This window comes from Streptomyces sp. NPDC002088 (assembly GCF_040296605.1).
Lineage (GTDB): Bacteria > Actinomycetota > Actinomycetes > Streptomycetales > Streptomycetaceae > Streptomyces.
On the sequence record NZ_JBEOXO010000058.1, the window covers coordinates 1 to 18997 of the forward strand.

General features: G+C 69.6%; 17 protein-coding genes, 1 tRNA gene and 1 pseudogene. 10 read left to right on the top strand and 9 right to left on the bottom strand.

The annotated features are described in order from the left end of the window. Together ABT114_RS48810 and ABT114_RS48815 are read left to right on the top strand one after the other, a co-directional pair. Nucleotides 1–318, top strand: a 318-nt coding sequence (locus ABT114_RS48810; protein WP_351153446.1) for an amidohydrolase family protein, incomplete at its 5' end; no start/stop codon positions are given. A 209-nt stretch (nucleotides 319–527) separates the two neighbouring features. Further along, nucleotides 528–1556 (top strand): cytochrome P450 family protein, encoded by a 1029-nt coding sequence (locus ABT114_RS48815; RefSeq protein WP_502988530.1) that lies wholly within the window; start codon nucleotides 528–530, stop codon nucleotides 1554–1556. 171 nt (nucleotides 1557–1727) lie between these two features. On the opposite strand, the pseudogene ABT114_RS48820 reads toward ABT114_RS48815, so the two are convergent. The 3 genes and pseudogenes from ABT114_RS48820 to ABT114_RS48830 form a co-directional block, all read right to left on the bottom strand. Then, a pseudogene (locus ABT114_RS48820) lies at nucleotides 1728–2662 on the bottom strand (TIGR02677 family protein); the annotation flags it as partial. A gap of 269 nt (nucleotides 2663–2931) precedes the next feature. Further along, entirely contained in the window at nucleotides 2932–3492 is a 561-nt protein-coding gene (locus tag ABT114_RS48825) for a hypothetical protein (protein ID WP_351153450.1), read from the bottom strand. A 16-nt stretch (nucleotides 3493–3508) separates the two neighbouring features. Continuing rightward, nucleotides 3509–4558 carry a helix-turn-helix domain-containing protein gene (locus ABT114_RS48830; RefSeq protein ID WP_351153453.1) on the bottom strand — a complete coding sequence of 350 codons (1050 nt, stop codon included), beginning with the start codon at nucleotides 4556–4558 and terminating at the stop codon, nucleotides 3509–3511. Nucleotides 4559–4663: 105 nt separating this feature from the next. Between ABT114_RS48830 and ABT114_RS48835 the strand changes: the two genes are divergently transcribed. Then, nucleotides 4664–6052 (top strand): MFS transporter, encoded by a 1389-nt coding sequence (locus ABT114_RS48835; RefSeq protein WP_351153456.1) that lies wholly within the window; start codon nucleotides 4664–4666, stop codon nucleotides 6050–6052. 56 nt (nucleotides 6053–6108) lie between these two features. On the opposite strand, the gene ABT114_RS48840 is transcribed toward ABT114_RS48835, so the two are convergent. Beyond that, nucleotides 6109–6432: a hypothetical protein gene (locus ABT114_RS48840; protein ID WP_351153459.1), complete on the bottom strand. Its 324-nt coding sequence runs from the start codon at nucleotides 6430–6432 to the stop codon at nucleotides 6109–6111. A gap of 361 nt (nucleotides 6433–6793) precedes the next feature. On the opposite strand from ABT114_RS48840, the gene ABT114_RS48845 reads away from it, so the two are divergent. Then, complete coding sequence (locus ABT114_RS48845) at nucleotides 6794–7258, top strand: hypothetical protein (RefSeq protein ID WP_351153462.1); 465 nt, start codon at nucleotides 6794–6796, stop codon at nucleotides 7256–7258. Here ABT114_RS48845 and ABT114_RS48850 read toward each other — a convergent pair. After that, the gene (locus tag ABT114_RS48850) at nucleotides 7225–7509 is read right to left on the bottom strand and encodes a hypothetical protein (protein WP_351153488.1); all 285 of its coding nucleotides are present in this window, start codon (nucleotides 7507–7509) and stop codon (nucleotides 7225–7227) included. The two genes, ABT114_RS48845 and ABT114_RS48850, sit on opposite strands and share 34 nt — an antisense overlap. A gap of 466 nt (nucleotides 7510–7975) precedes the next feature. On the opposite strand from ABT114_RS48850, the gene ABT114_RS48860 reads away from it, so the two are divergent. The 3 genes from ABT114_RS48860 to ABT114_RS48870 all read left to right on the top strand — a co-directional run bounded on the left by ABT114_RS48860 (nucleotide 7976) and on the right by ABT114_RS48870 (nucleotide 9344). Beyond that, complete coding sequence (locus ABT114_RS48860) at nucleotides 7976–8257, top strand: helix-turn-helix domain-containing protein (RefSeq protein WP_351153479.1); 282 nt, start codon at nucleotides 7976–7978, stop codon at nucleotides 8255–8257. Continuing rightward, on the top strand, nucleotides 8139–8621 hold the full coding sequence (locus tag ABT114_RS48865) for a transposase family protein (protein ID WP_351153464.1): 483 nt from the start codon (nucleotides 8139–8141) through the stop codon (nucleotides 8619–8621). Before ABT114_RS48860 ends, ABT114_RS48865 begins: the two co-directional genes overlap by 119 nt. A gap of 78 nt (nucleotides 8622–8699) precedes the next feature. Next, nucleotides 8700–9344, top strand: a complete 645-nt coding sequence (locus ABT114_RS48870; RefSeq protein ID WP_502988529.1) for a hypothetical protein — start codon at nucleotides 8700–8702, stop codon at nucleotides 9342–9344. Here ABT114_RS48870 and ABT114_RS48875 read toward each other — a convergent pair. The 4 genes from ABT114_RS48875 to sucC form a co-directional block, all read right to left on the bottom strand. Further along, nucleotides 9309–9393 (bottom strand) — tRNA-Leu (locus tag ABT114_RS48875). The genes ABT114_RS48870 and ABT114_RS48875 overlap by 36 nt on opposite strands. A gap of 336 nt (nucleotides 9394–9729) precedes the next feature. Next, nucleotides 9730–11304: an aldehyde dehydrogenase family protein gene (locus ABT114_RS48880; RefSeq protein ID WP_351153466.1), complete on the bottom strand. Its 1575-nt coding sequence runs from the start codon at nucleotides 11302–11304 to the stop codon at nucleotides 9730–9732. A gap of 179 nt (nucleotides 11305–11483) precedes the next feature. Beyond that, entirely contained in the window at nucleotides 11484–12392 is a 909-nt protein-coding gene (sucD, locus tag ABT114_RS48885; protein ID WP_351153468.1) for a succinate--CoA ligase subunit alpha, read from the bottom strand. 14 nt (nucleotides 12393–12406) lie between these two features. Further along, nucleotides 12407–13537, bottom strand: coding sequence for an ADP-forming succinate--CoA ligase subunit beta (gene sucC / locus ABT114_RS48890; protein WP_351153471.1), 1131 nt, complete (start codon nucleotides 13535–13537; stop codon nucleotides 12407–12409). A gap of 189 nt (nucleotides 13538–13726) precedes the next feature. Here sucC and ABT114_RS48895 point away from each other — a divergent pair, with 189 nt between their 5' ends. From ABT114_RS48895 to ABT114_RS48905, 3 genes are read left to right on the top strand one after another with little or no spacing between them, the layout of a single operon-like run. Then, entirely contained in the window at nucleotides 13727–15409 is a 1683-nt protein-coding gene (locus tag ABT114_RS48895) for a thiamine pyrophosphate-binding protein (protein ID WP_351153473.1), read from the top strand. Between the two features lie 10 nt (nucleotides 15410–15419). Further along, nucleotides 15420–16670 (top strand): formyl-CoA transferase, encoded by a 1251-nt coding sequence (gene frc, locus ABT114_RS48900; protein WP_351153476.1) that lies wholly within the window; start codon nucleotides 15420–15422, stop codon nucleotides 16668–16670. A gap of 4 nt (nucleotides 16671–16674) precedes the next feature. After that, nucleotides 16675–18810 carry an acetate--CoA ligase family protein gene (locus tag ABT114_RS48905; RefSeq protein ID WP_351153485.1) on the top strand — a complete coding sequence of 712 codons (2136 nt, stop codon included), beginning with the start codon at nucleotides 16675–16677 and terminating at the stop codon, nucleotides 18808–18810. The last annotated feature ends 187 nt before the right edge of the window (nucleotides 18811–18997 follow it).

Here is an 18997-nt window from a genome sequence, read left to right on the forward strand (position 1 = left end):
GCCGGGGGCGCGCCGCCCTCCGGCCGGCCCGAGGCGGCCTCGGCCCCGTCGGCGGCCCAGGGACCGGCGGTCGACCCGGCCGCGGCGCTGCAGCGCATGTACGTCGACACGAGCCCGTTCAGTTCGGCGCATCTGAGCCTGAACGCGGAGGTGCTGGGGCCCGAGCGGATGCTGTTCGGTACCGACTCACCACCGTTGGCCGTGCCGCTGGAGGAGCAGATCCGCATGATCGAGAAGTTGCCTGTCGACAGGGCGTCGCAGCAGATCATCCTCGGTGGCAACGCCGAGGCCCTCTTCGACCTCAGGAGCCGTCCGTGACCACCACGCAAGAGGCCGTCACCGCGGCCGAACGCTGCACTCCGGAGTTCCGGCGGGACCCTCACACGGTCTACGCCCATCTCCGCGACGCGGCCCCGGTCTGCCCGATGAGACCGCCGCACGGAAACGAGACGTACCTGATCACCCGGTACGAGGACGCGCGGGCCGCCCTGTCGGATCCGCGGTTGAGCAAGGACATGTACGGGGCCATGGACGCCTACCGGAGGATCTTCGGTGATTCGTCCGTCGCGCTGGACGACAACATGCTCAACTCCGACGCGCCCAAGCACACGCGGCTGCGCAGGCTGGTCAACTCCGCGTTCACCCCACGGCGGGTGGAGGCTCTGCGGCCGAAGATCCAGGACATCGTCCGGGGCCTGCTCGACGAGTGCCCGACCCGGGAGCCCTTCGACCTGTTGCCGGTCTTCGCGTTCCCGCTACCGATCATCGTGATCTGCGATCTGCTCGGTGTACCGCCCCAGGAGCGGTCGCGGATGCAGAACCTGTCCTCCGCGGTGGCTCAGAGCGGCTTCAACGAGGAGGCCAAGCGGGCCCAGCAGAAGGCGGAGGAGGATCTGCACGCGTACTTCTCGGATCTCATCGCCGCCAAGCGGAGGCGTCCGGGTGACGATCTCCTGAGCGCGCTCACCGCGGTCCGGGACGACGACGGCGGGCTGACCGAGAACGAGCTTGTCTCCACGGCGTTCCTGCTGATGTTCGCGGGTCACAAGACGACCGCGTACCTGATCGGCAACGCCGTGCATCACCTCCTGTCCCATCCCGAACAGCTGCGCGCCGTGCGGGAGAACGGGGAGCTGATGCGTGCCGCGGTCGAGGAACTGGTGCGCTACGACGGCTCCGTGGAGAGCGCGACGTTCCGTTACGCGACCGAGGACGTGGAGTACAGCGGGACCCGGATTCCCAAGGGCGCCCTGGTCCAGGTCGCGATCAGTTCGGCCAACCGCGATCCGCTGAAGTTCGACGCCCCGGACGAGTTGAATGTGATGCGTACGGGCAATGCGCAGGACGCGCATCTGGGGTTCGGGCACGGCAGCCACTACTGCCTGGGAGCCCCGCTGGCCCGGCTGGAGATGCGGCTGGCGCTCACCGCCCTGTTCGACCGGTTCCCGAGGATGACTTTGGCCGACCCCCGCGCCGAGACGCGGTGGCTGGAGGTTCCCTTCCCGGCCTTCCGCGGCCTGGCGGAGCTTCCGGTCGTACTCGATCCTGCCGGGTGACCGACGCGCAGGGGGAGGATTCTTGCTGGTCGACCCTCCGCGCCCCAGTCGAGCCGGTCGGGGTGTGGGTCCTTGCCCCGCGCCTGCCGACCGAGGGCCGTACGGTCCTACGGGGGCCTTCGCGACAGGCGCCGTCATAGTCCTGACCGCCGCACTCGGTCCGGCGTCGGCCGGTGCTCCCGAGTGCCGGGAGACGGTCGACCGTGACAGCGTGGCCGGCCTGAGCTGGCCGAACGCGGTGCGCCACAGCCGATGCCGTGCCGCGTCGTCGGGTGCCTCGGCGAACCAGCGGGCGAGTACCCGGAAGTCCGCGGACCGGTCCGAACGCCCCGACCGGTGCTCGTTCAACATCCTCACGACGGCGAGGAGTTGCGGAATCGCGCTGAGCGCCTGCCCGCGCAGCAGCCGCGCCTGCGAGGGGCGCCCCTCGCCCTCGGGACCGGAGAGGAACCAGGCGCGAAGCCCCGCCCAGCGATCCCGCCACTGCTCAAGGGCGGCCTTCTCCGCACGCTCGGCCTCCCCGGGCGAGGCGTCGGCGGCCTCACGTGCGGCGGCGATCCGTAGCAGCGGCTCCACCCCGACGTCCGTCCCGTCAACTCCGTCGAGCCCGTCGAGCCCATCAAGTTCGGTCAGGAGCAGGGAGATCCGCCCGCCGAGGGTGATCAGGTCCTGGATGAACCGCTCCAGGTACTGGATCAGCCGGTCCTTGTAGGCGAGGAAGTCGTCGACCTCCACCTCGTGCAGGTCGATGGTGCGCTGAGGGAGCCCATGAACGCCCGCGCGTTCTCGGCGAGCGCGGCAAACCGGCTGCTGAGCGCGTCGAGGGCAAGATACGTCCTGGCCGGATCGGGCTCGGACTCCGCGGCGAGCACGAGCAGCGCCCGCAGCTGTGTGACGATGTCGTGCAGCGCCACGGCCTGCAGCGCGTCGCGCCGCCCCAGCGCCTCGCCGAAGACACCGAGCGCCTCCTAGGCGGCCTCGCCGGCCCGGGTGAGCTGGTAGATGAACCGCTTGCGGTAGAAGTCCTCGACCGCGGTGACCCGCGCGGTGTCGGGGTCGGCCCGCAGATTCCCCCACCCGACCAGGCTCTCCACCGCCTTGGCCACGTCCTCCCACCGCGGCCGGCCGCTGCTCGGCGGGCAGGGCGTCGTGCACGTCCTCGGGCCGCAGATGCACCGTGAACCGCTCCTTGGCGGCGACGAAAACGCCCATCACGCACGGTAGAGCGCGGCGTTGGGCACCGTCAGATGAGTGAATGCGGCGTAGTCGTCGGACGGTTCGAAACCCTGTAGTGACGGCATCACCGTCCGGTCATTCTCCCTGATGAACGACACTGGACGGTGCGGTTTACCAGAGGACTGCCTGCCTTGGCGGCTCAGTCCCAGGGCGACGGCCCGTCGGCCACGTCCGGGCAGTCTCCCCGGTGGATCTCCCAGGTGTCGTGATCGTCCGGATCGACACCGGCCCAGCGCAGCGCCGCCAGTTCGACGGGAAGCAGCACTTCGTCGGCCGGGCCGCCGCACACCGGACCGCAGCCACGCACCAGTTCCTTCGACGCACCGAACGCGATGTCCTGCGCGATCAGCTCGGCGTCGTACCCCGCAGGAATACGCTCTCCGGCGAGCAGCCGCCGCTCGACCGCGTTCCGCAGAAGCAGCATGCGGTGCTCCTCCTCCAGGGCACTGCGCTCCCACCGGGCCTGCACCTGCGCCGCGCGCACGGCCGTCTCGGCGAAGAGTGCGGCCAGCCAGTCCGGTGCGCTGCGCGGGTCCTGCCGCCACTGCCTGGCCTGCGCCGCCTCCAGCGGCTGCGTGACACCGTGGGCGCGCATGGTCCGTGCGACGTCGTGGACCTTCAGCCCGAGCAGGTTCGAGACATCGACGGGACACAGCGCACGGTCAGCCTGCTTCTGCGCGGTGAGTCTGCGTTTCCCCATGTCCGCCCCTGGTTGTTCATGTGCGCCGCGCCCACATGCGGGACGCCCTCCCTGACTGAGCAGACTTCCAGACCCACGACCAGGCGTCCCCCAAACATGAACCAATCACCCGAACAAGTGAACCCCCGGATGTCGAACGGCACTTGACCACCGTGTTCTGGGCAGCAGGAGCACGGCGGTCGGAGTGCCGTCGCTGGCGTGCTGCCCGTCCGCCCGGGGTGCGACCCGTGCCGGGCCCCTTCGCGACACCTGTCCGGCTACAGCTCGTCGAGTCGGGAGTCGGCGGTACCGGCTGGGCTCGCCAACGGCGACCATCGGCCTCGCCGGCCGCCGCAGGCACACCCGGTGACACCCGGTGTCCGCTCTCTCGCGCCTGACCCGGGCCCCCTGCGCCGCCGCACAGGCGATCACTGCACTCAGCCGCTGGGGCGCCGATACCTGACGGCCGCGGCGACGGCCACCCTGGACCGGCCGAGGCCCGTGCCACCGCGAGCCACGGGCTCAGATCCGGTCGTGCAGCAGGTCCTCGAGGAGGTGGACGAACACGTCGTGCGCCTAGAATCATGCACCGACGGAGCCTTGCGGAGCGGGACGGGCGGGAAGCGTTCGCGGAGGTCGTGTCCCTTGGCGTGACACGGGGTGGGACACCATCCGAGCGGATGCCGACTACCGGTATGGAATGAGAGAAGGTTGGTCGCGGCCGGGGCTCCATCACCAGGAGCGCGGCCGCGTCGGCCCCTTCAATCACCAACAGAGAGATCGTGGCGCCGAGCTCGGTTGCGAGTTCACGCATGACCGGTTCGGCCGCCGCCCGGAGCGTCGCACGGGTGCCTCCGGCGAACGCAGCCAGGCCGACACCGGCGCTATAGCGACCTTCGCCGCCACGCGCTACGAGATGAGAGTCGGCAAGTGTACTGAGCAGGCTCGAAGTGATCGAGCGATGCAAGTCGAGCCGCTCGGCGACTTCCTGGACCGTGAGTCCGTCATGGGCCGCGGTTACCAGCTCGAGCGCCCGTAGGCCTCGAGCGAGAGTCCGGACGCCGACGGAGCGGGATGTCTCAGCCATGCACTGAGCTCAAGCGGAACACGGCGACGTCTTGACAACACGGCATGACGCCAGCGACGCTCAGTAAATGCACGAGGCCGTGCGATATTTGCACAGGAGAGCTAGATGGACCTCAGAGACGCGATCCGGAAGAACACGATGACCCGCTTCCAATGGGTGGTCGTGGCGATCTGCATTCTGCTGACGATGATCGACGGGTACGAGATCCTGATCACCTCGTACACCCTGCCCGCCCTGACCGAGCACTGGTCACTGAACACGGGACAGCAGGGCCTCGTCGCTTCTTTCGGAACGCTTGGCATGGGTGTCGGAGCAGTCTTCCTGAGTCCGATCGCCGACCGGATCGGCCGTCGCCGGCACATCGTCGGCGCGCTCGCACTGATCGTGGTGGGCATGGTCCTCAGCGGGCTGGCGCCGTCCTTCGAGCTGTTCCTCGCCTTCCGCTTCTTCGGGGGGCTCTTCCTCGGGGCGATCGTGCCAAGCGTCAGCGTGCTCTGTGCCGAGTTCTCCAACAAGCGGCGTCGCGGAGCCGTCATGGGCGTCTACGGCATTGGTCTGCCGCTCGGCGCGGCCGTCGGCGGGTTCCTCTCGGTGTGGCTGATCGACACCTTCACCTGGCGTGGCCCGTTCTTCTTCGCCGCGATCATCACCGCGCTGCTCCTCGTACTCGCGTCCGCGATGCTTCCCGAGTCGGTCGGGTACCTGGTCGAGAAGCGCCCAACCGGCGCGCTCCAGGAGTACAACCGCATCGCCGCGAAGGTCGGCGCCCCGCCTGCCGATGCGCTCCCCGCAGTAGCTCCAGACGCTCGGAGGGTGACGTTCACAGGTGGAATGTGGCGAGGCGTCATGCTGCCCCGCACCCTCCTGCTGTGGGTGTCCTACGCCCTCGTGATCGGTGCCTTCTACTTCGCCAACGGCCTGACCGCGAAATTGGTCACCCAGACCACCGGCAACCCGGACTTCGGTATCCGCGCCCAGTCGCTGGTCGCCACAGGTGGCGTCATCGGTGCGCTGCTCTTCGCCGCGGTCTCCCGCAAGGTTCACCCGCGCCTGGTGACGGCTCTCATCGGCATCGCCGGTTTCGTGGTCTTCTTCGCCTTCGCCGCTTACTTCGACAACAGGACCGCGGTCCTGGTCCTCGCGGTCCTGGTCGGCCTGGCAGTCAACGGCGGAGTCGCCGCTTACTACGCGATCAGCCCGTCGATCTACCCGACTGCGATCCGTACGACCGCCGTCGGCATGATGATGGGCGTCGGCCGGATCGTCGCCTTCTTCGCTCCCAACATCGCGACCTTCCTGGAGGATCGCGGCTTCATGCCCGAGGATCTCTATCGCCTCTACGGCATCGTTCTGATCATCTCCGCCGCCACCGTGGCAGCACTCCACCTGACCTACCGCGGACATAACCGAAGGGACGCCATGGAGACCGAAGACGCCGGCGACGAGGCAACCTCGGCGGTCGATACCGGCAAGACGGCAACCCTCGTCAACTGACTGGTTCACACACCCATGCATGAAGGCGCCTTGGCTCGGCTCGCCCGGCCGGACGGTCAGGGGTTGGGGAAGCCCAGGGCGTCGAATCGGCGCATGAGAGAGGGCTTTCCTCGGTGGGCGGTGCGCAGTTCGCCGGATCTGCGGTCGAAGTCGGCGGCGCTGCCCTGACGTGCGTGGAGTGCGCGCCGGTCGCTGAGCAGCGCGACGGCCTGGTCGTAGGCGGCCGGTTTGCGCTGGGCGATGAGGTCGTCGACGGTACGCCAGGCGGTCGTCTGGTCGCGGGCCAAGTGGTCCAGCCGCGCGTCGCGGGCCTCGGCGACTGCCCGTGCTCGGGCTTGCTCCGCCGCCCCGCGTGCGGCGCGCTCCCGCTGGGCGCGCACGGTGCGGTGGCGGTGGGCCGCGTCCAGGAGCTGGGCCGCGCTGCGGCGTACCCCGGGGCCGCCCTCGCTGGTGCGTAGGCATTGCCGAAAGCGGGCCAGGAGTCCGGGGCCGAGCTGGGGGGCTTGTGCCGAGGGCTGCCTGGAGCACCAGGGTGTCCTTCTCGGGCGCCGGAAGTCCGGCGATGAAGGCGGCGAGCCTGTCCGGGGCGGCCGCCGACTCGGTGGCTGGAGCGCTGTCGGACGCTGCGACGGCGAGCAGGTCCTGCGGGACGCGCAGGAAGTCCGCGAGGGCCCGCTGCGGCCCGGTCAGCTCGGCCAGCCCGGCGGGGACGGATGGCTCCGCTTCGCGCTGGTACTCCTCTTGGTCGAGGACCGGGCGTCCGGCCTTAATGATGAGGACCGGTACGGGGCCACTCTGCACATTCAGGATCTGCGTGAACAGCTGGCCGCGAACGTCGGCGACACGGACCGGTACATCGGCGTGGTGGCGCGCGACCTGCGCACCCCGGGCCAGTATCCGAAGATCACCGAGGCGCTGCTGGACGCTGCCCGCACCGAGGAGGCGACCGTCTGGGCGCGCCGCGGTCTGGCCGCCCACCCCACCAGCCCTTACCTGCCGCCGCTGCGCGATGCCCTGGTGGACCTGCTCACACGAGCGGGCAACGAAGAGGAGGCACTGCGGCCTTCGAGCGCACCCCCGTACACGCGGTCTTCCATCCGCTGCAGGCCACCGCCATCCGCATCGGAAATCCACAGACCATTCAGTGGGCGCTCGGCCTGCTGCGCGAACGGCTACCGGCCAACCCCGCCGGTGCCCGGGAACTGATCTTGTGCCTGCAAGAGACCGGACAGCACGATGACGCCTGGCAGGTAGCCGTCGACCACCTTGACGACCTGGGTAAGTACCTGCTCCAGGACCTGATCGAACAACGGCGCACGACGCATCCGGCCGACGTGACCGGCCCCTACCGGCGCTTGATCGCCGGGTATCTGGCGGAGACCGGCAATAAGTACCTGGCTCGCCGCGCTGTCGCGGTTGGTTCCTCGCGAGCAATAGCGCGAGGTCTTCGCGGTCACCCCGAACACGCTGCTGCGCTGGCACCGGCAACTCGTCACGCGTAAATGGACATTTCCCCAGCACCGGCGCCCCGGCCGACCCTCCACCGCGCCGGCCGTCAAGCGGCTCTTCCTGCGCTTGGCCCGCGAGAACAGCAGCTGGGGCCATCGCCGAATAGAGGGCGAACTCGCCCTGTAACGACCTCGGGGGAAATACCGGCTGGGGTGGTCGGTCGTGACATGAGAAGGGCCGTGCGGGTTGGGTGAGTTGTGAAGCTGAACCTGGGCCCGCACGGCCTGCTCCCATCCTGCCCTGTCCGGGGTCTCCCGCGCACACTTCGGCGAGTTGTTCACCGAGCTCGCCGGTCCGTGGGAGGCCGCACGGCAGTCCGCGCTGCGGACGGCACGAGGTGGCCAACGCCGACGGGCGCCCGGGGCCGGACGCAAGCCGAAGCTGGTGTTCTTCGACCGGCTGCTGATCACCCTGGTGATCCTGCGCCACCAGTTGCCGCACGAGGTCCTCGCCGAGCTGTCCGAGGTGGACCGCTCCACTGTCTCCGAGGCCGTTCGGCAGGTCCGACCATTGCTCGCGGCCCGTGGCTTCGCCGTGCCCCGACCGGCCCGGGGTTCGGCTGAAGACACTGGAGGACGTGTTCGCCTACGCCGAAGCCGAGGGCATCGAGCTGAGGCTCGACGGTGCCGAGACCCAAGTACGACGCCCGCAGGCGTCACGCCCCGGACGCCGGGCCTTCGTGTCCGGCAAGCGTAGGCAGAACACCATCAAGTCGACCACGTTCAGCGACGGGCAGGGCCGGATGCTGCTGGCCGGTGTGATGCGGCCCGGCCGTATGCATGACCGGACGGCCGTGCGGAGCGAGGGCATCGCCGAGCAGTTCCGCCTCAGGCCGAACGTGAAGGCCAAGGTCGACTCCGGATACGCCGGGCTGGCCAAGGAGTTCCCCGGCCAGGTCACCGCCCCGCCGAAGAAGCCCAAGGACGAGGCGTGCGACGGTGAAATGCGGGCCTGGCGCGAAGCACGACGGCGGCAGTCCTCGGCCCGGATCTCTGTCGAGCACACCGACGCCGAGCTACGGCAGTGGGCATCCCTGCGGCGCTTCACCGGACGACGCTGACAGGAACGAGCCGGAAAGCAGGGCGCCCGCCCCTACGCCCTGCGTGGAAGGGTCCGATGCAGCCTGTGCGGGCGAAAGATGCAACCCGCCACCATCCGCAACCGCGTCTACTACCGCTGCGAGTTCAAGGACCAGGAAGCCGCCCTCTACCCCGACCTCTCCCACCCGCGCACCGTCAATCTCCGCGAGGGCGTCGTCTGCCGGGCCCTGGATCAGTGGATCGCCCGGGCCTTCGCCCCCGACCGGCTCACCGCCACCATCGAAGCACTCAGCGCCGCGAGCATCGCAGCCAGCACCGCAGAGATCCACACCCCCAAGCAGGCCCAAGGCCGCCAGGCCATCAAGGACTGTGAGCGGCGGCTCGCGCGCTACCAGGCAGCCCTCGCCGCCGGAGCCGCCCCAGGCCGTCGTCACCCAGTGGATCAACGAGGCGCAGAGAGACAAGGAAGCGGCCCGAGAGAAACTCGACGCGCTCCCCACCGTCACCCGGAAGAATCCCCACTCAACGCTCAACAGATCCGAGAGATCACTGAGAGTCTTGGAGAAATCGCACAGCGCATCCACACGGCCGCCGCCGACAAGAAAAGCCCACTCTACGAAGCCCTGGGCATCACGATCAGCTACGAACACGCAACGAGGACCGCGACCGTAAGGTCGAGGCCCTCGTCACCGTATCGTCAACGGTTGTGTCCGAGGGGGGACTTGAACCCCCACGCCCGATAAAGGGCACTAGCACCTCAAGCTAGCGCGTCTGCCATTCCGCCACCCGGACTAGGTGTCTGCCGCCTTGCGGGGCGTGTTCCCCGCGGCGACATGGACAACAATACCAAGGTTTCGGAGTGCGTTTCACCTGCGTATCCACCCTGGGGACGTCCGCGGGTGACGCGCGTCGACAGCGGGCAGTAGCGTAACTGTGGGTGATCGGACGAGTGCGGATGGACGGCCCCTCTCGCCACCACCCTGTGCGTTCCAGAAGGGGGTGGCGAGGGGCGGCCGGGGTGGGACACGGCCCCGGCGGCGGCACGGTCGCCGGGGCCGTGTCCCACCCGACGGCGATCGCCGGATGCGATCGCCGAAGGCCGTACCGCCACCGCCACCGCCCGGCCGGTCACGGCATGAGGTGGTACTCCGGGAAGTTCCCCGGCAGCCGCTCCCCCGCCGGACCCTGAGTCACCGCGCGCACCAGCAGTTCCCCGCCGACGAACGCACCGCTCCAGGACGCGCCGAAGCCGCCGAACAACTCGTCGCGGTCACCGCGGGAGCGGGGCTTGCCATGGCCGACCTTGAAGGCGCGGATCTGCGGGGCCAGCCGGTCGTAGGTCGCCCGGTCGTCCGTGGACAGCGTGGCGACCAGCGCGCCGTTGGACGCGTTCATCGCGGCCAGCAGCTCCGCCTCGGTGTCGACCAGGACGATGGTGTCGACCGGGCCGAACGGTTCCGCGTGGTGCAGGGGTGACGACGGGGGCGGGTTGAGGAGCGTGACCGGCTGTACGTACGCCGATGTGTCCTGGCCGGGCAGGAAGCGGGCGTCGGACAGCTTGCCGCGGTGCAACGGGACGGCGCCGCGGTCGATGGCCTCGGCGACCTGGTCGTGCAGTTCCTTGGCCTTGGCCGCATTGATCACCGGCCCGAAGTCCAGTTCGGGGTAGGGGTCGTCGCGCCGGTCGACCGCCAGCGGGTGACCGACCCTGAGCGTGCGGACCGCCGGGAGGTACGCCGCCAGGAACGCGTCGAACAGCCCACGCTGGACGACGAAGCGCGGGTACGCCGTGCAGCGCTGCTTGCCGTAGTCGAAGAGCTTGGGGACGACGGCCGTGAGTGCGTCCCAGTCCGTGTAGTTCCAGATGCCCCAGGTGTTGAGTCCCTCCTGTTCGAGCACGTGCCGCTTGCCGAGGTCGGCGACGGCCGTGGCCACCGCGGCGCCGGTGTCGCGGCCACCGACGAAGGAGACACAGCCGACCTCGGGCGCCCGCACCAGCGCCTCCGACAGCTCGCCTCCGCTGCCGCTGACGAGGGTGACGGGGATTCCCCCGCGGGCGGCGAGCGCGCAGGCCAGCGTCAGACACGCGACACCGCCGTCGGTCGGGGTCTTGGCGATGACCGCGTTGCCTGCCAATGCCTGTACCAGCAATGCGTGAACGAGCACGCTCATCGGGTAGTTCCAGCTCGCGATGTTGGACACCGGGCCCTGAAGCGGGGCCCGGCCGGCCACCATCGACTCGATGCCGTCGACGTACCAGCGCACGCCGTCGATGGCCCGGTCGACGTCCGCCTGGGCGAGCCGCCAGGGTTTGCCGATCTCCCAGACGAGCAGCAGGGCGAGGAGTTCGCGGTGCTCGGTGAGGGCGTCGAGGGTGGCGGCGACGCGGGCACGCCGTTCGTCGAGCGGTATGTGCAGCCACGCGCGGTGCTGATCGAGCGAGGCGCGGACGGCCTGCCGGGCGGTGTCCTGGTCCAGGCGTGGCGGGCCCGCGATGGGGCTGCCGTCGACCGGGCTCGTGGCAGGCAGGGCCCGGCCGTCCGCGTGCCAGGCGGAGTGCCAGAGGTTGAGGACGCGGTCGTCCCGGAAGGCCTCGGGGGCGACGGTCAGGCAGCGCTGCCAGGCGTCGGACCAGGACGTACCTGATTTGAGGGTGAGAGTCCGCGGGCCGGGACTCGCGTCGGGGTTGAGGGTGGGCGCCATGGTTGAACTCCGCTCTCGGTGCACAGTCGGGGGCGGGAGGTGGATGGCTCGCCCGGCGCACGGGTTCGCACCGCCGTGCGCGGACGTCGTACAAATGAGCGTCTCGTGCAGTCGTACGCATGAGCGTCTCGTACAGGGGAACGTAGTGACACCGCCCGGTGGGTGACAGTCACCTCACATCAACTATGAGTGACGTCACGGTTGCCCTCGAGCCGGGACAGTACGGACAGTACGAGTTGCGCGGTCTCCGTCGGCGTGCCTCCCACGCTCACCCCGACCGCCTCCAGCGCCTCCTTCTTCGCCTGCGCCGTGCCGGACGAACCGGAGACGATCGCGCCCGCGTGCCCCATGGTCTTGCCTTCGGGAGCGGTGAAGCCGGCGATGTAGCCGACGACCGGTTTGGTGACGTGTGCGCGGATGTACGCGGCCGCGCGTTCCTCCGCGTCGCCGCCGATCTCCCCGATGAGGACGATCAGTTCGGTGTCGGGGTCGTCCTGGAAGGCGGCGAGGCAGTCGATGTGGGTGGTGCCGACGACGGGGTCGCCGCCGATGCCGACGCACGTCGAGAAACCGACGTCCCGTAGTTCGTACATGAGCTGGTAGGTCAGGGTGCCGGACTTGGACACCAGGCCGATGCGGCCGGGCTTGGTGATGTCGGCGGGGATGATGCCCGCGTTGGACTGGCCGGGGGTGATCAGGCCGGGGCAGTTGGGGCCGACGATCCTCGTCCCCTGCCGCTTCGCGTACGCGGTGAAGGCGACGGCGTCGTGCACCGGGATGCCCTCGGTGATGACGACGGCGAGGGCGATGCCGGCGTCCGCGGCCTCGACGACGGCCGCCCTGGCGAACGCGGGCGGGACGAAGACGACGGTGACGTCGGCACCGGTCGCCGCCATCCCTTCGCCGACCGAGCCGAAGACCGGGACGGCCCGGTCGTCGAAGTCGACGGTGCGGCCCGCCTTGCGCGGGTTGACGCCGCCGACCACGTTCGTGCCGGCCGCGATCATGCGCCGGGTGTGCTTCATGCCCTCGCCGCCGGTCATGCCCTGGACGAGGACCTTGCTTTCCTTGGTGAGGTAAATGGCCATGTCGTCCCGTCTCCTCAGGCTTCGGTGGCGAGTTGGGCGGCCCGGCGGGCGGCGCCGTCCATGGTGGTGACCTGCTGGACCCGGGGATGGGCGTGCTCGTCGAGGATGGCGCGGCCGCGGGCCGCGTTGTTCCCGTCGAGGCGGACGACCAGCGGTTTGGTCAACTGGACGCTGTCCAGGGCCTGCACGATGCCGTCGGCGACCGCGTCGCACGCGGTGATGCCGCCGAAGACATTAACGAAGACGGACTTCACCGCCGGGTCGGAGAGGATGACGGACAGCCCGTCGGCCATGATCCGGGCGGAGGCCCCGCCGCCGATGTCGAGGAAGTTGGCGGGTCGGGCTCCGCAGCCCGCGACCACGTCGAGCGTCGACATGACGAGGCCCGCGCCGTTGCCGATGATGCCGACCTCGCCGTCGAGCTTGACGTAGTTGAGGCCCTTCGCGGCGGCCGCCGCCTCGAGCGGGTCCTCGTGCGCGGCGGCGTCGGCGCCCCAACGCTGCTGCCGGAAACGGGCGTTGTCGTCGAGGGTGACCTTGCCGTCGAGAGCGAGGATCTGGCCCTGTTTCGTGCGGACGAGCGGATTGACCTCGACGAGGAGGGCGTCCTCCGCGACCAACACCTCCCAGAGCCGTACGAGTACGTCGACGGTCTGCGCGGGCAGGCCGGCCGCCTCGGCGATCTCGCCGGCCTTCGCCGAGGTGACGCCCTCGGCCGGGTCGACGGGGACGCGTGCCACGGCCTCGGGCCGGGAGGCGGCGACCTCCTCGATGTCCATGCCGCCCTCGGCGGAGGCGATCGCGAGGAAGCGGCCGGCCGCGCGGTCGAGTACGTAGGAGACGTAGAACTCGGTCTCGATGTCGACGGGTTGGGCCAGCATCACCGTGCTGACCCTGTGGCCCTTGATGTCCATGCCGAGTATCTGGCGGGCCGTCAGTTCGGCGGCGGCCGGGTCCGCGGCGAGCTTCACGCCGCCGGCCTTGCCGCGTCCGCCGGTCTTGACCTGCGCCTTGACGACGACGCGGCCGCCCAGCCGGCGGGCGATCCCGCGCGCCTCCTTGGGCGAGTCGGTGACCTCGGCCCGCGGCACCAAGATCCCGTGTTCCTCGAAGAGTTCCCTTGCCTGGTGTTCGTACAGGTCCATCTCGGCTCCTGTCTGCTGCGTCCGTCCGGGGAGCGACCCCAGACCCCGGAAAAGTGCCGCACGCCCCCTGGACACCACCCACCGGATGCGGGATAACAATCTTCATACAGTATTCGTCGACTGTATGCAATCTACCGAATGCAGTACCGCAAAAGCGTTCCCACCCCTACGAAGGGACAGGACTTCGCCATGCCCGACGACACGCAGGACGTGATTTCCGGCGGCCATCTCGTTGCCAAGGCACTCAAGGCCGAGGGGGTCGACCGCATCTACACGCTGTGCGGCGGCCACATCATCGACATCTACGACGGCTGCGTCGACGAGGGCATAGAAGTCGTCGACGTCCGCCATGAGCAGGTCGCGGCCCACGCGGCCGACGGCTACGCACGCCTCACCGGAAAGCCCGGCTGCGCGGTCGTCACCGCCGGTCCCGGTACGACGGATGCCGTCACCGGCGTGGCGAACGCCTTCCGCGCGGAGTCCCCCATGCTGCTGATCGGCGGCCAGGGGGCCCTCACCCAGCACAAGATGGGGTCCCTCCAGGACCTGCCGCACGTCGACATGATGGCGCCGATCACCAAGTTCGCGGCGACCGTGCCCGACACGGCGCGCGCGGCCGACATGGTGTCGATGGCGTTCCGCGAGTGCTACCACGGCGCGCCCGGCCCCTCCTTCCTGGAGATCCCGCGCGACGTCCTCGACGCCAAGGTGCCCGCGGCCAAGGCACGGGTGCCGAAGCCCGGCGCCTACCGCGCCTCGACCCGCTCGGCCGGCGACCCCGAGGCCATCGAGAAGCTCGCCGACCTGCTGGTGCACGCCGAGAAGCCCGCGATCCTGCTGGGCAGCCAGGTGTGGACGACCCGGGGCACCGAGGCGGCCATCGAGCTCGTACGAAGCCTCAACATCCCCGCGTACATGAACGGAGCGGGCCGCGGCACTCTGCCGCCCGGCGACCCGCACCACTTCCAGCTGTCGCGCCGGTACGCGTTCTCCAACGCCGATGTCATCGTGATCGTCGGCACGCCCTTCGACTTCCGCATGGGCTACGGCAAGCGGCTCTCCCCGGATGCGACCGTCGTGCAGATCGACCTCGACTACCGCACCGTCGGCAAGAACCGGGACGTCGACCTCGGGATCGTCGGCGACGCGGGCCTGGTGCTGAAGTCGGTGACGGAGGCCGCCTCCGGGCGCATCAATGGGGGCGCGTCCAAGCGCAAGGAGTGGCTCGACGAGCTGCGTGCGGCCGAGCAGACCGCCCTCGAGAAGCGGCTTCCGAGCCTGAAGTCGGACGCCTCACCGATCCACCCCTACCGCCTGGTCAGCGAGATCAACGACTTCCTCACCGAGGACTCGATCTACATCGGCGACGGCGGCGACATCGTCACCTTCTCCGGGCAGGTCGTGCAGCCCAAGTCGCCGGGCCACTGGATGGACCCGGGCCCGTTGGGCACCCTCGGCGTCGGCGTCCCCTTCGTGCTGGCGGCGAAGCAGGCACGGCCCGACAAGGAAGTGGTGGCCCTCTTCGGCGACGGCGCCTTCTCCCTCACCGGCTGGGACTTCGAGACCCTCGTCCGCTACGACCTCCCCTTCGTCGGCATCGTCGGCAACAACTCCTCCATGAACCAGATCCGCTACGGCCAGGCCCAGAAGTACGGCCTGGAGCGCGAGCGGGTGGGCAACACCCTCGGCGACGTCCACTACGACAAGTTCGCGCAGATGCTGGGCGGTTACGGCGAGGAGGTCCGTGACCCCGCCGACATCGGCCCGGCGCTGCAGCGTGCCCGCGAGTCGGGCAAGCCGTCGCTGATCAACGTCTGGGTCGACCCGGACGCGTACGCCCCCGGAACCATGAACCAGACCATGTACAAGTGAGGTGGCCTTCATGACTTCAACGACCGGAACGCCGCCCAAGGCACTCGAAGGCATCCGCGTCCTGGACATGACCCATGTGCAGTCCGGACCCTCCGCGACCCAGCTGCTCGCCTGGCTCGGGGCGGACGTCGTCAAGCTGGAGGCGCCGACCGGGGACATCACGCGCAAGCAGCTGCGTGACCTCCCGGACGTGGACTCCCTTTACTTCACGATGCTCAACTGCAACAAGCGGAGCATCACCCTCAACACCAAGACCGAGCGCGGCAAGGAGATCCTCACCGAGCTGATCCGGCGCTCCGACGTCATGGTCGAGAACTTCGGGCCGGGCGCGGTCGACCGTATGGGCTTCACCTGGGACCGCATCCAGGAGATCAATCCGCGGATCGTCTACGCCTCCATCAAGGGGTTCGGGGACGGCCCGTACACCAACTTCAAGGCGTACGAGGTCGTCGCTCAGGCCATGGGCGGGTCGATGTCGACCACCGGTTTCGAGGACGGGCCGCCGCTGGCGACGGGGGCCCAGATCGGGGACTCGGGGACAGGTGTGCACGCCGTGGCGGGGATACTCGCGGCGCTGTATCAGCGGGAGCACACCGGGCGTGGGCAGCGGGTCAACGTGGCCATGCAGCACGCTGTACTCAACCTGTGCCGGGTGAAGCTGCGGGACCAGCAACGCCTGGCACACGGGCCGCTCGCTGAATATCCCAACGACGACTTCGGCACGGAGGTTCCCCGGTCCGGGAACGCGTCCGGCGGCGGCCAGCCCGGCTGGGCGGTCAAGTGCGCGCCGGGCGGCCCGAACGACTACGTGTACGTCATCGTGCAACCCGTCGGCTGGCAACCGCTCAGTGAGCTCATCGGCCGGCCCGAACTGGCCGACGACCCCGAGTGGGCGACGCCGGAGGCCCGCCTGCCGAAGCTGAACAAGATGTTCCAGCTGATCGAGGAGTGGTCCTCGACCCTGCCCAAGTGGGAGGTGCTGGAGAAGCTCAACGCCCACAACATCCCGTGCGGGCCGATCCTGTCCACCCGGGAGATCATCGAGGACGACTCGCTGGTCGCCAACGAGATGGTCGTCACGGTCCCCCACCCCGAGCGCGGCGAGTTCGTGACCGTCGGCAGCCCGCTCAAGCTCTCGGACTCCCCCGTGGACGTGACGAGTTCACCCCTGCTCGGGGAGCACAACGAAGAGGTCTACGTCGGCGAGCTCGGCCTCGGTGACGAGGAGCTGCGCCTGCTCAAGTCGAACGGGGTGATCTGACGTGATGGCCGAAGACCGGCTGCTGAGGGTGCGCGCGCTCCTGGACAGCGTACGGGCTCAGGGGCGGACCGCGCTCACCGCGCCCGAGGGCAAGGTGATCGCCGACGCGTACGGGATCGCCGTACCGGGCGAGGAGTTGGCGATCGACGTCGACGAGGCGGTGGCGTACGCCGCGCGCTTCGGCGGGCCGGTCGTGATGAAGATCGTCTCCCCCGACATCCTGCACAAGACCGACGCCGGCGGTGTGATCGTCGGGGTCGAGGGCGCGACGGACGTACGGGGCGCGTTCCTCCGGATCGTCGAGAACGCGCGGGCGTACGACCCGCGGGCGCGCATCGAGGGCGTGCAGGTGCAGGAGTTGCTCCCGCAGGGGCAGGAGGTCATCGTCGGCGCGGTGACCGATCCGACGTTCGGGAAGGTCGTGGCGTTCGGGCTCGGCGGGGTGCTCGTCGAGGTGCTCAAGGACGTCACGTTCCGGCTGGCTCCCGTGGACGCCGACGAGGCGCTGTCCATGCTGGACTCGATCCGCGCGGCGGAGATCCTGCGCGGGGTGCGCGGCGCCGCGGCCGTGGACCGGTGGGCGATCGCCGAGCAGATCCGCCGGGTGTCCCAACTGGTCGCGGACTTCCCCGAGATCGCGGAGGTCGACCTCAATCCGGTGATCGCGACAGCGGAGGGGGCGGTCGCCGCCGACATCCGCGTCATCCTGGCCGATTCGCAGCCACCATCCCGTCGGCGGTATACACGCGACGAGATACTGACGACCATGCGCCGGCTGATGCAGCCGAGCTCCGTCGCCGTGATCGGCGCGTCCAACGAGCAGGGCAAGATCGGCAACTCGGTGATGCGCAACCTCGTCGACGGCGGTTTCGCCGGTGAGATCCATCCGGTGAATCCCAAGGCCGATGACATTCTGGGCCGCAAGGCGTACAAGAGTGTCATCGACGTTCCCGGTGAGGTGGATGTGGCGGTCTTCGCGATCCCCGCCAAGTTCGTGGCCTCGGCCCTGGAGGAGGTGGGACGCAAGGGGATCCCCAACGCCGTACTGATCCCCTCCGGGTTCGCGGAGACCGGCGAGCACGAACTCCAGGACGAGATCGTGGCGATCGCCGAGCGACACGGCGTCCGTCTGCTCGGTCCGAACATCTACGGCTACTACTCGACGTGGCAGGACCTGTGCGCCACGTTCTGCACGCCGTACGACGTCAAGGGCGGGGTGGCGCTCACCTCGCAGTCCGGTGGCATAGGGATGGCCATCCTGGGCTTCGCCCGCACCACGAAGACGGGCGTGTCGGCGATCGTCGGCCTGGGCAACAAGTCGGACCTGGACGAGGACGACCTGCTGACCTGGTTCGGCGAGGACCCGCACACCGAGTGCATCGCGATGCACCTGGAGGACCTCAAGGACGGGCGCGCGTTCGTGGAGGCGGCGCGAAACACCATCCGCAAGAAGCCTGTTGTCGTCCTCAAGGCCGGCCGTACGGCGGCCGGCGCGAAGGCCGCCGGCTCGCACACGGGCGCACTCGCGGGCGACGACGCCGTGTACGACGACATCCTCCGGCAGGCCGGCGTCATCCGGGCGCCGGGGCTCAACGAGATGCTGGAGTACGCGCGTGCGTTGCCGGTGCTGCCCACCCCCAAGGGCGACAACGTGGTGATCATCACGGGGGCCGGCGGCAGTGGCGTACTGCTGTCGGACGCGGTGACGGACAACGGCCTGTCGCTGATGGAGATCCCGCCGGATCTGGACGCGTCCTTCCGGAAGTTCATCCCGCCGTTCGGGGCCGCGGGCAACCCGGTGGACATCACCGGGGGCGAGCCGCCGTCGACGTACGAGGCGACGATCCGGCTGGGTCTGGAGGATCCGCGCATCCACGCGCTCGTCCTCGGCTACTGGCACACCATCGTCACTCCCCCGATGGTCTTCGCCGAGCTCACCGCGCGCGTGGTGGCCGAATTCCGCGAGCGCGGGATCGAGAAGCCCGTGGTGGCCTCGCTCGCCGGCGACGTCGAGGTCGAGGAGGCCTGCCAGTACCTGTACGAGCGGGGGGTCGTGGCGTACCCGTACACGACCGAGAAGCCGGTGGCCGTACTGGGCGCGAAGTACCGGTGGGCGCGGGCGGCGGGGGTGCTGCGGTGAACGGGCCGCGTGGGGAATCGGCCGGGGTCCGGGGGGTGTCGCCCGGGCGGAACACCGCCCGGTGGGCGCGGGCGGCCGGCTTGTTGGGGGGCGGGTCATGAGGTGAGTGGACGCGGGGGGGGGCGGCGGGGGGCGGCGGCCGCCCCCCGGGACCCGTGCGCGCCCCTAAGGCATTGGGCAGGGGGCG

What these genes read in the sequence shown, in the direction of transcription:
- ABT114_RS48905 (WP_351153485.1), top strand. Translation starts at nt 16,675, where the DNA reads ATGGCCGAAGACCGGCTGCTGAGGGTGCGCGCGCTCCTGGACAGCGTA.
- sucD (WP_351153468.1), bottom strand. Translation starts at nt 12,392, where the DNA reads ATGGCCATTTACCTCACCAAGGAAAGCAAGGTCCTCGTCCAGGGCATG.
- frc (WP_351153476.1), top strand. Translation starts at nt 15,420, where the DNA reads ATGACTTCAACGACCGGAACGCCGCCCAAGGCACTCGAAGGCATCCGC.
- ABT114_RS48815 (WP_502988530.1), top strand. Translation starts at nt 528, where the DNA reads ATGGACGCCTACCGGAGGATCTTCGGTGATTCGTCCGTCGCGCTGGAC.
- sucC (WP_351153471.1), bottom strand. Translation starts at nt 13,537, where the DNA reads ATGGACCTGTACGAACACCAGGCAAGGGAACTCTTCGAGGAACACGGG.
- ABT114_RS48835 (WP_351153456.1), top strand. Translation starts at nt 4,664, where the DNA reads ATGGACCTCAGAGACGCGATCCGGAAGAACACGATGACCCGCTTCCAA.
- ABT114_RS48895 (WP_351153473.1), top strand. Translation starts at nt 13,727, where the DNA reads ATGCCCGACGACACGCAGGACGTGATTTCCGGCGGCCATCTCGTTGCC.
- ABT114_RS48880 (WP_351153466.1), bottom strand. Translation starts at nt 11,304, where the DNA reads ATGGCGCCCACCCTCAACCCCGACGCGAGTCCCGGCCCGCGGACTCTC.
- ABT114_RS48870 (WP_502988529.1), top strand. Translation starts at nt 8,700, where the DNA reads ATGCAACCCGCCACCATCCGCAACCGCGTCTACTACCGCTGCGAGTTC.
- ABT114_RS48825 (WP_351153450.1), bottom strand. Translation starts at nt 3,492, where the DNA reads ATGGGGAAACGCAGACTCACCGCGCAGAAGCAGGCTGACCGTGCGCTG.
- ABT114_RS48830 (WP_351153453.1), bottom strand. Translation starts at nt 4,558, where the DNA reads ATGGCTGAGACATCCCGCTCCGTCGGCGTCCGGACTCTCGCTCGAGGC.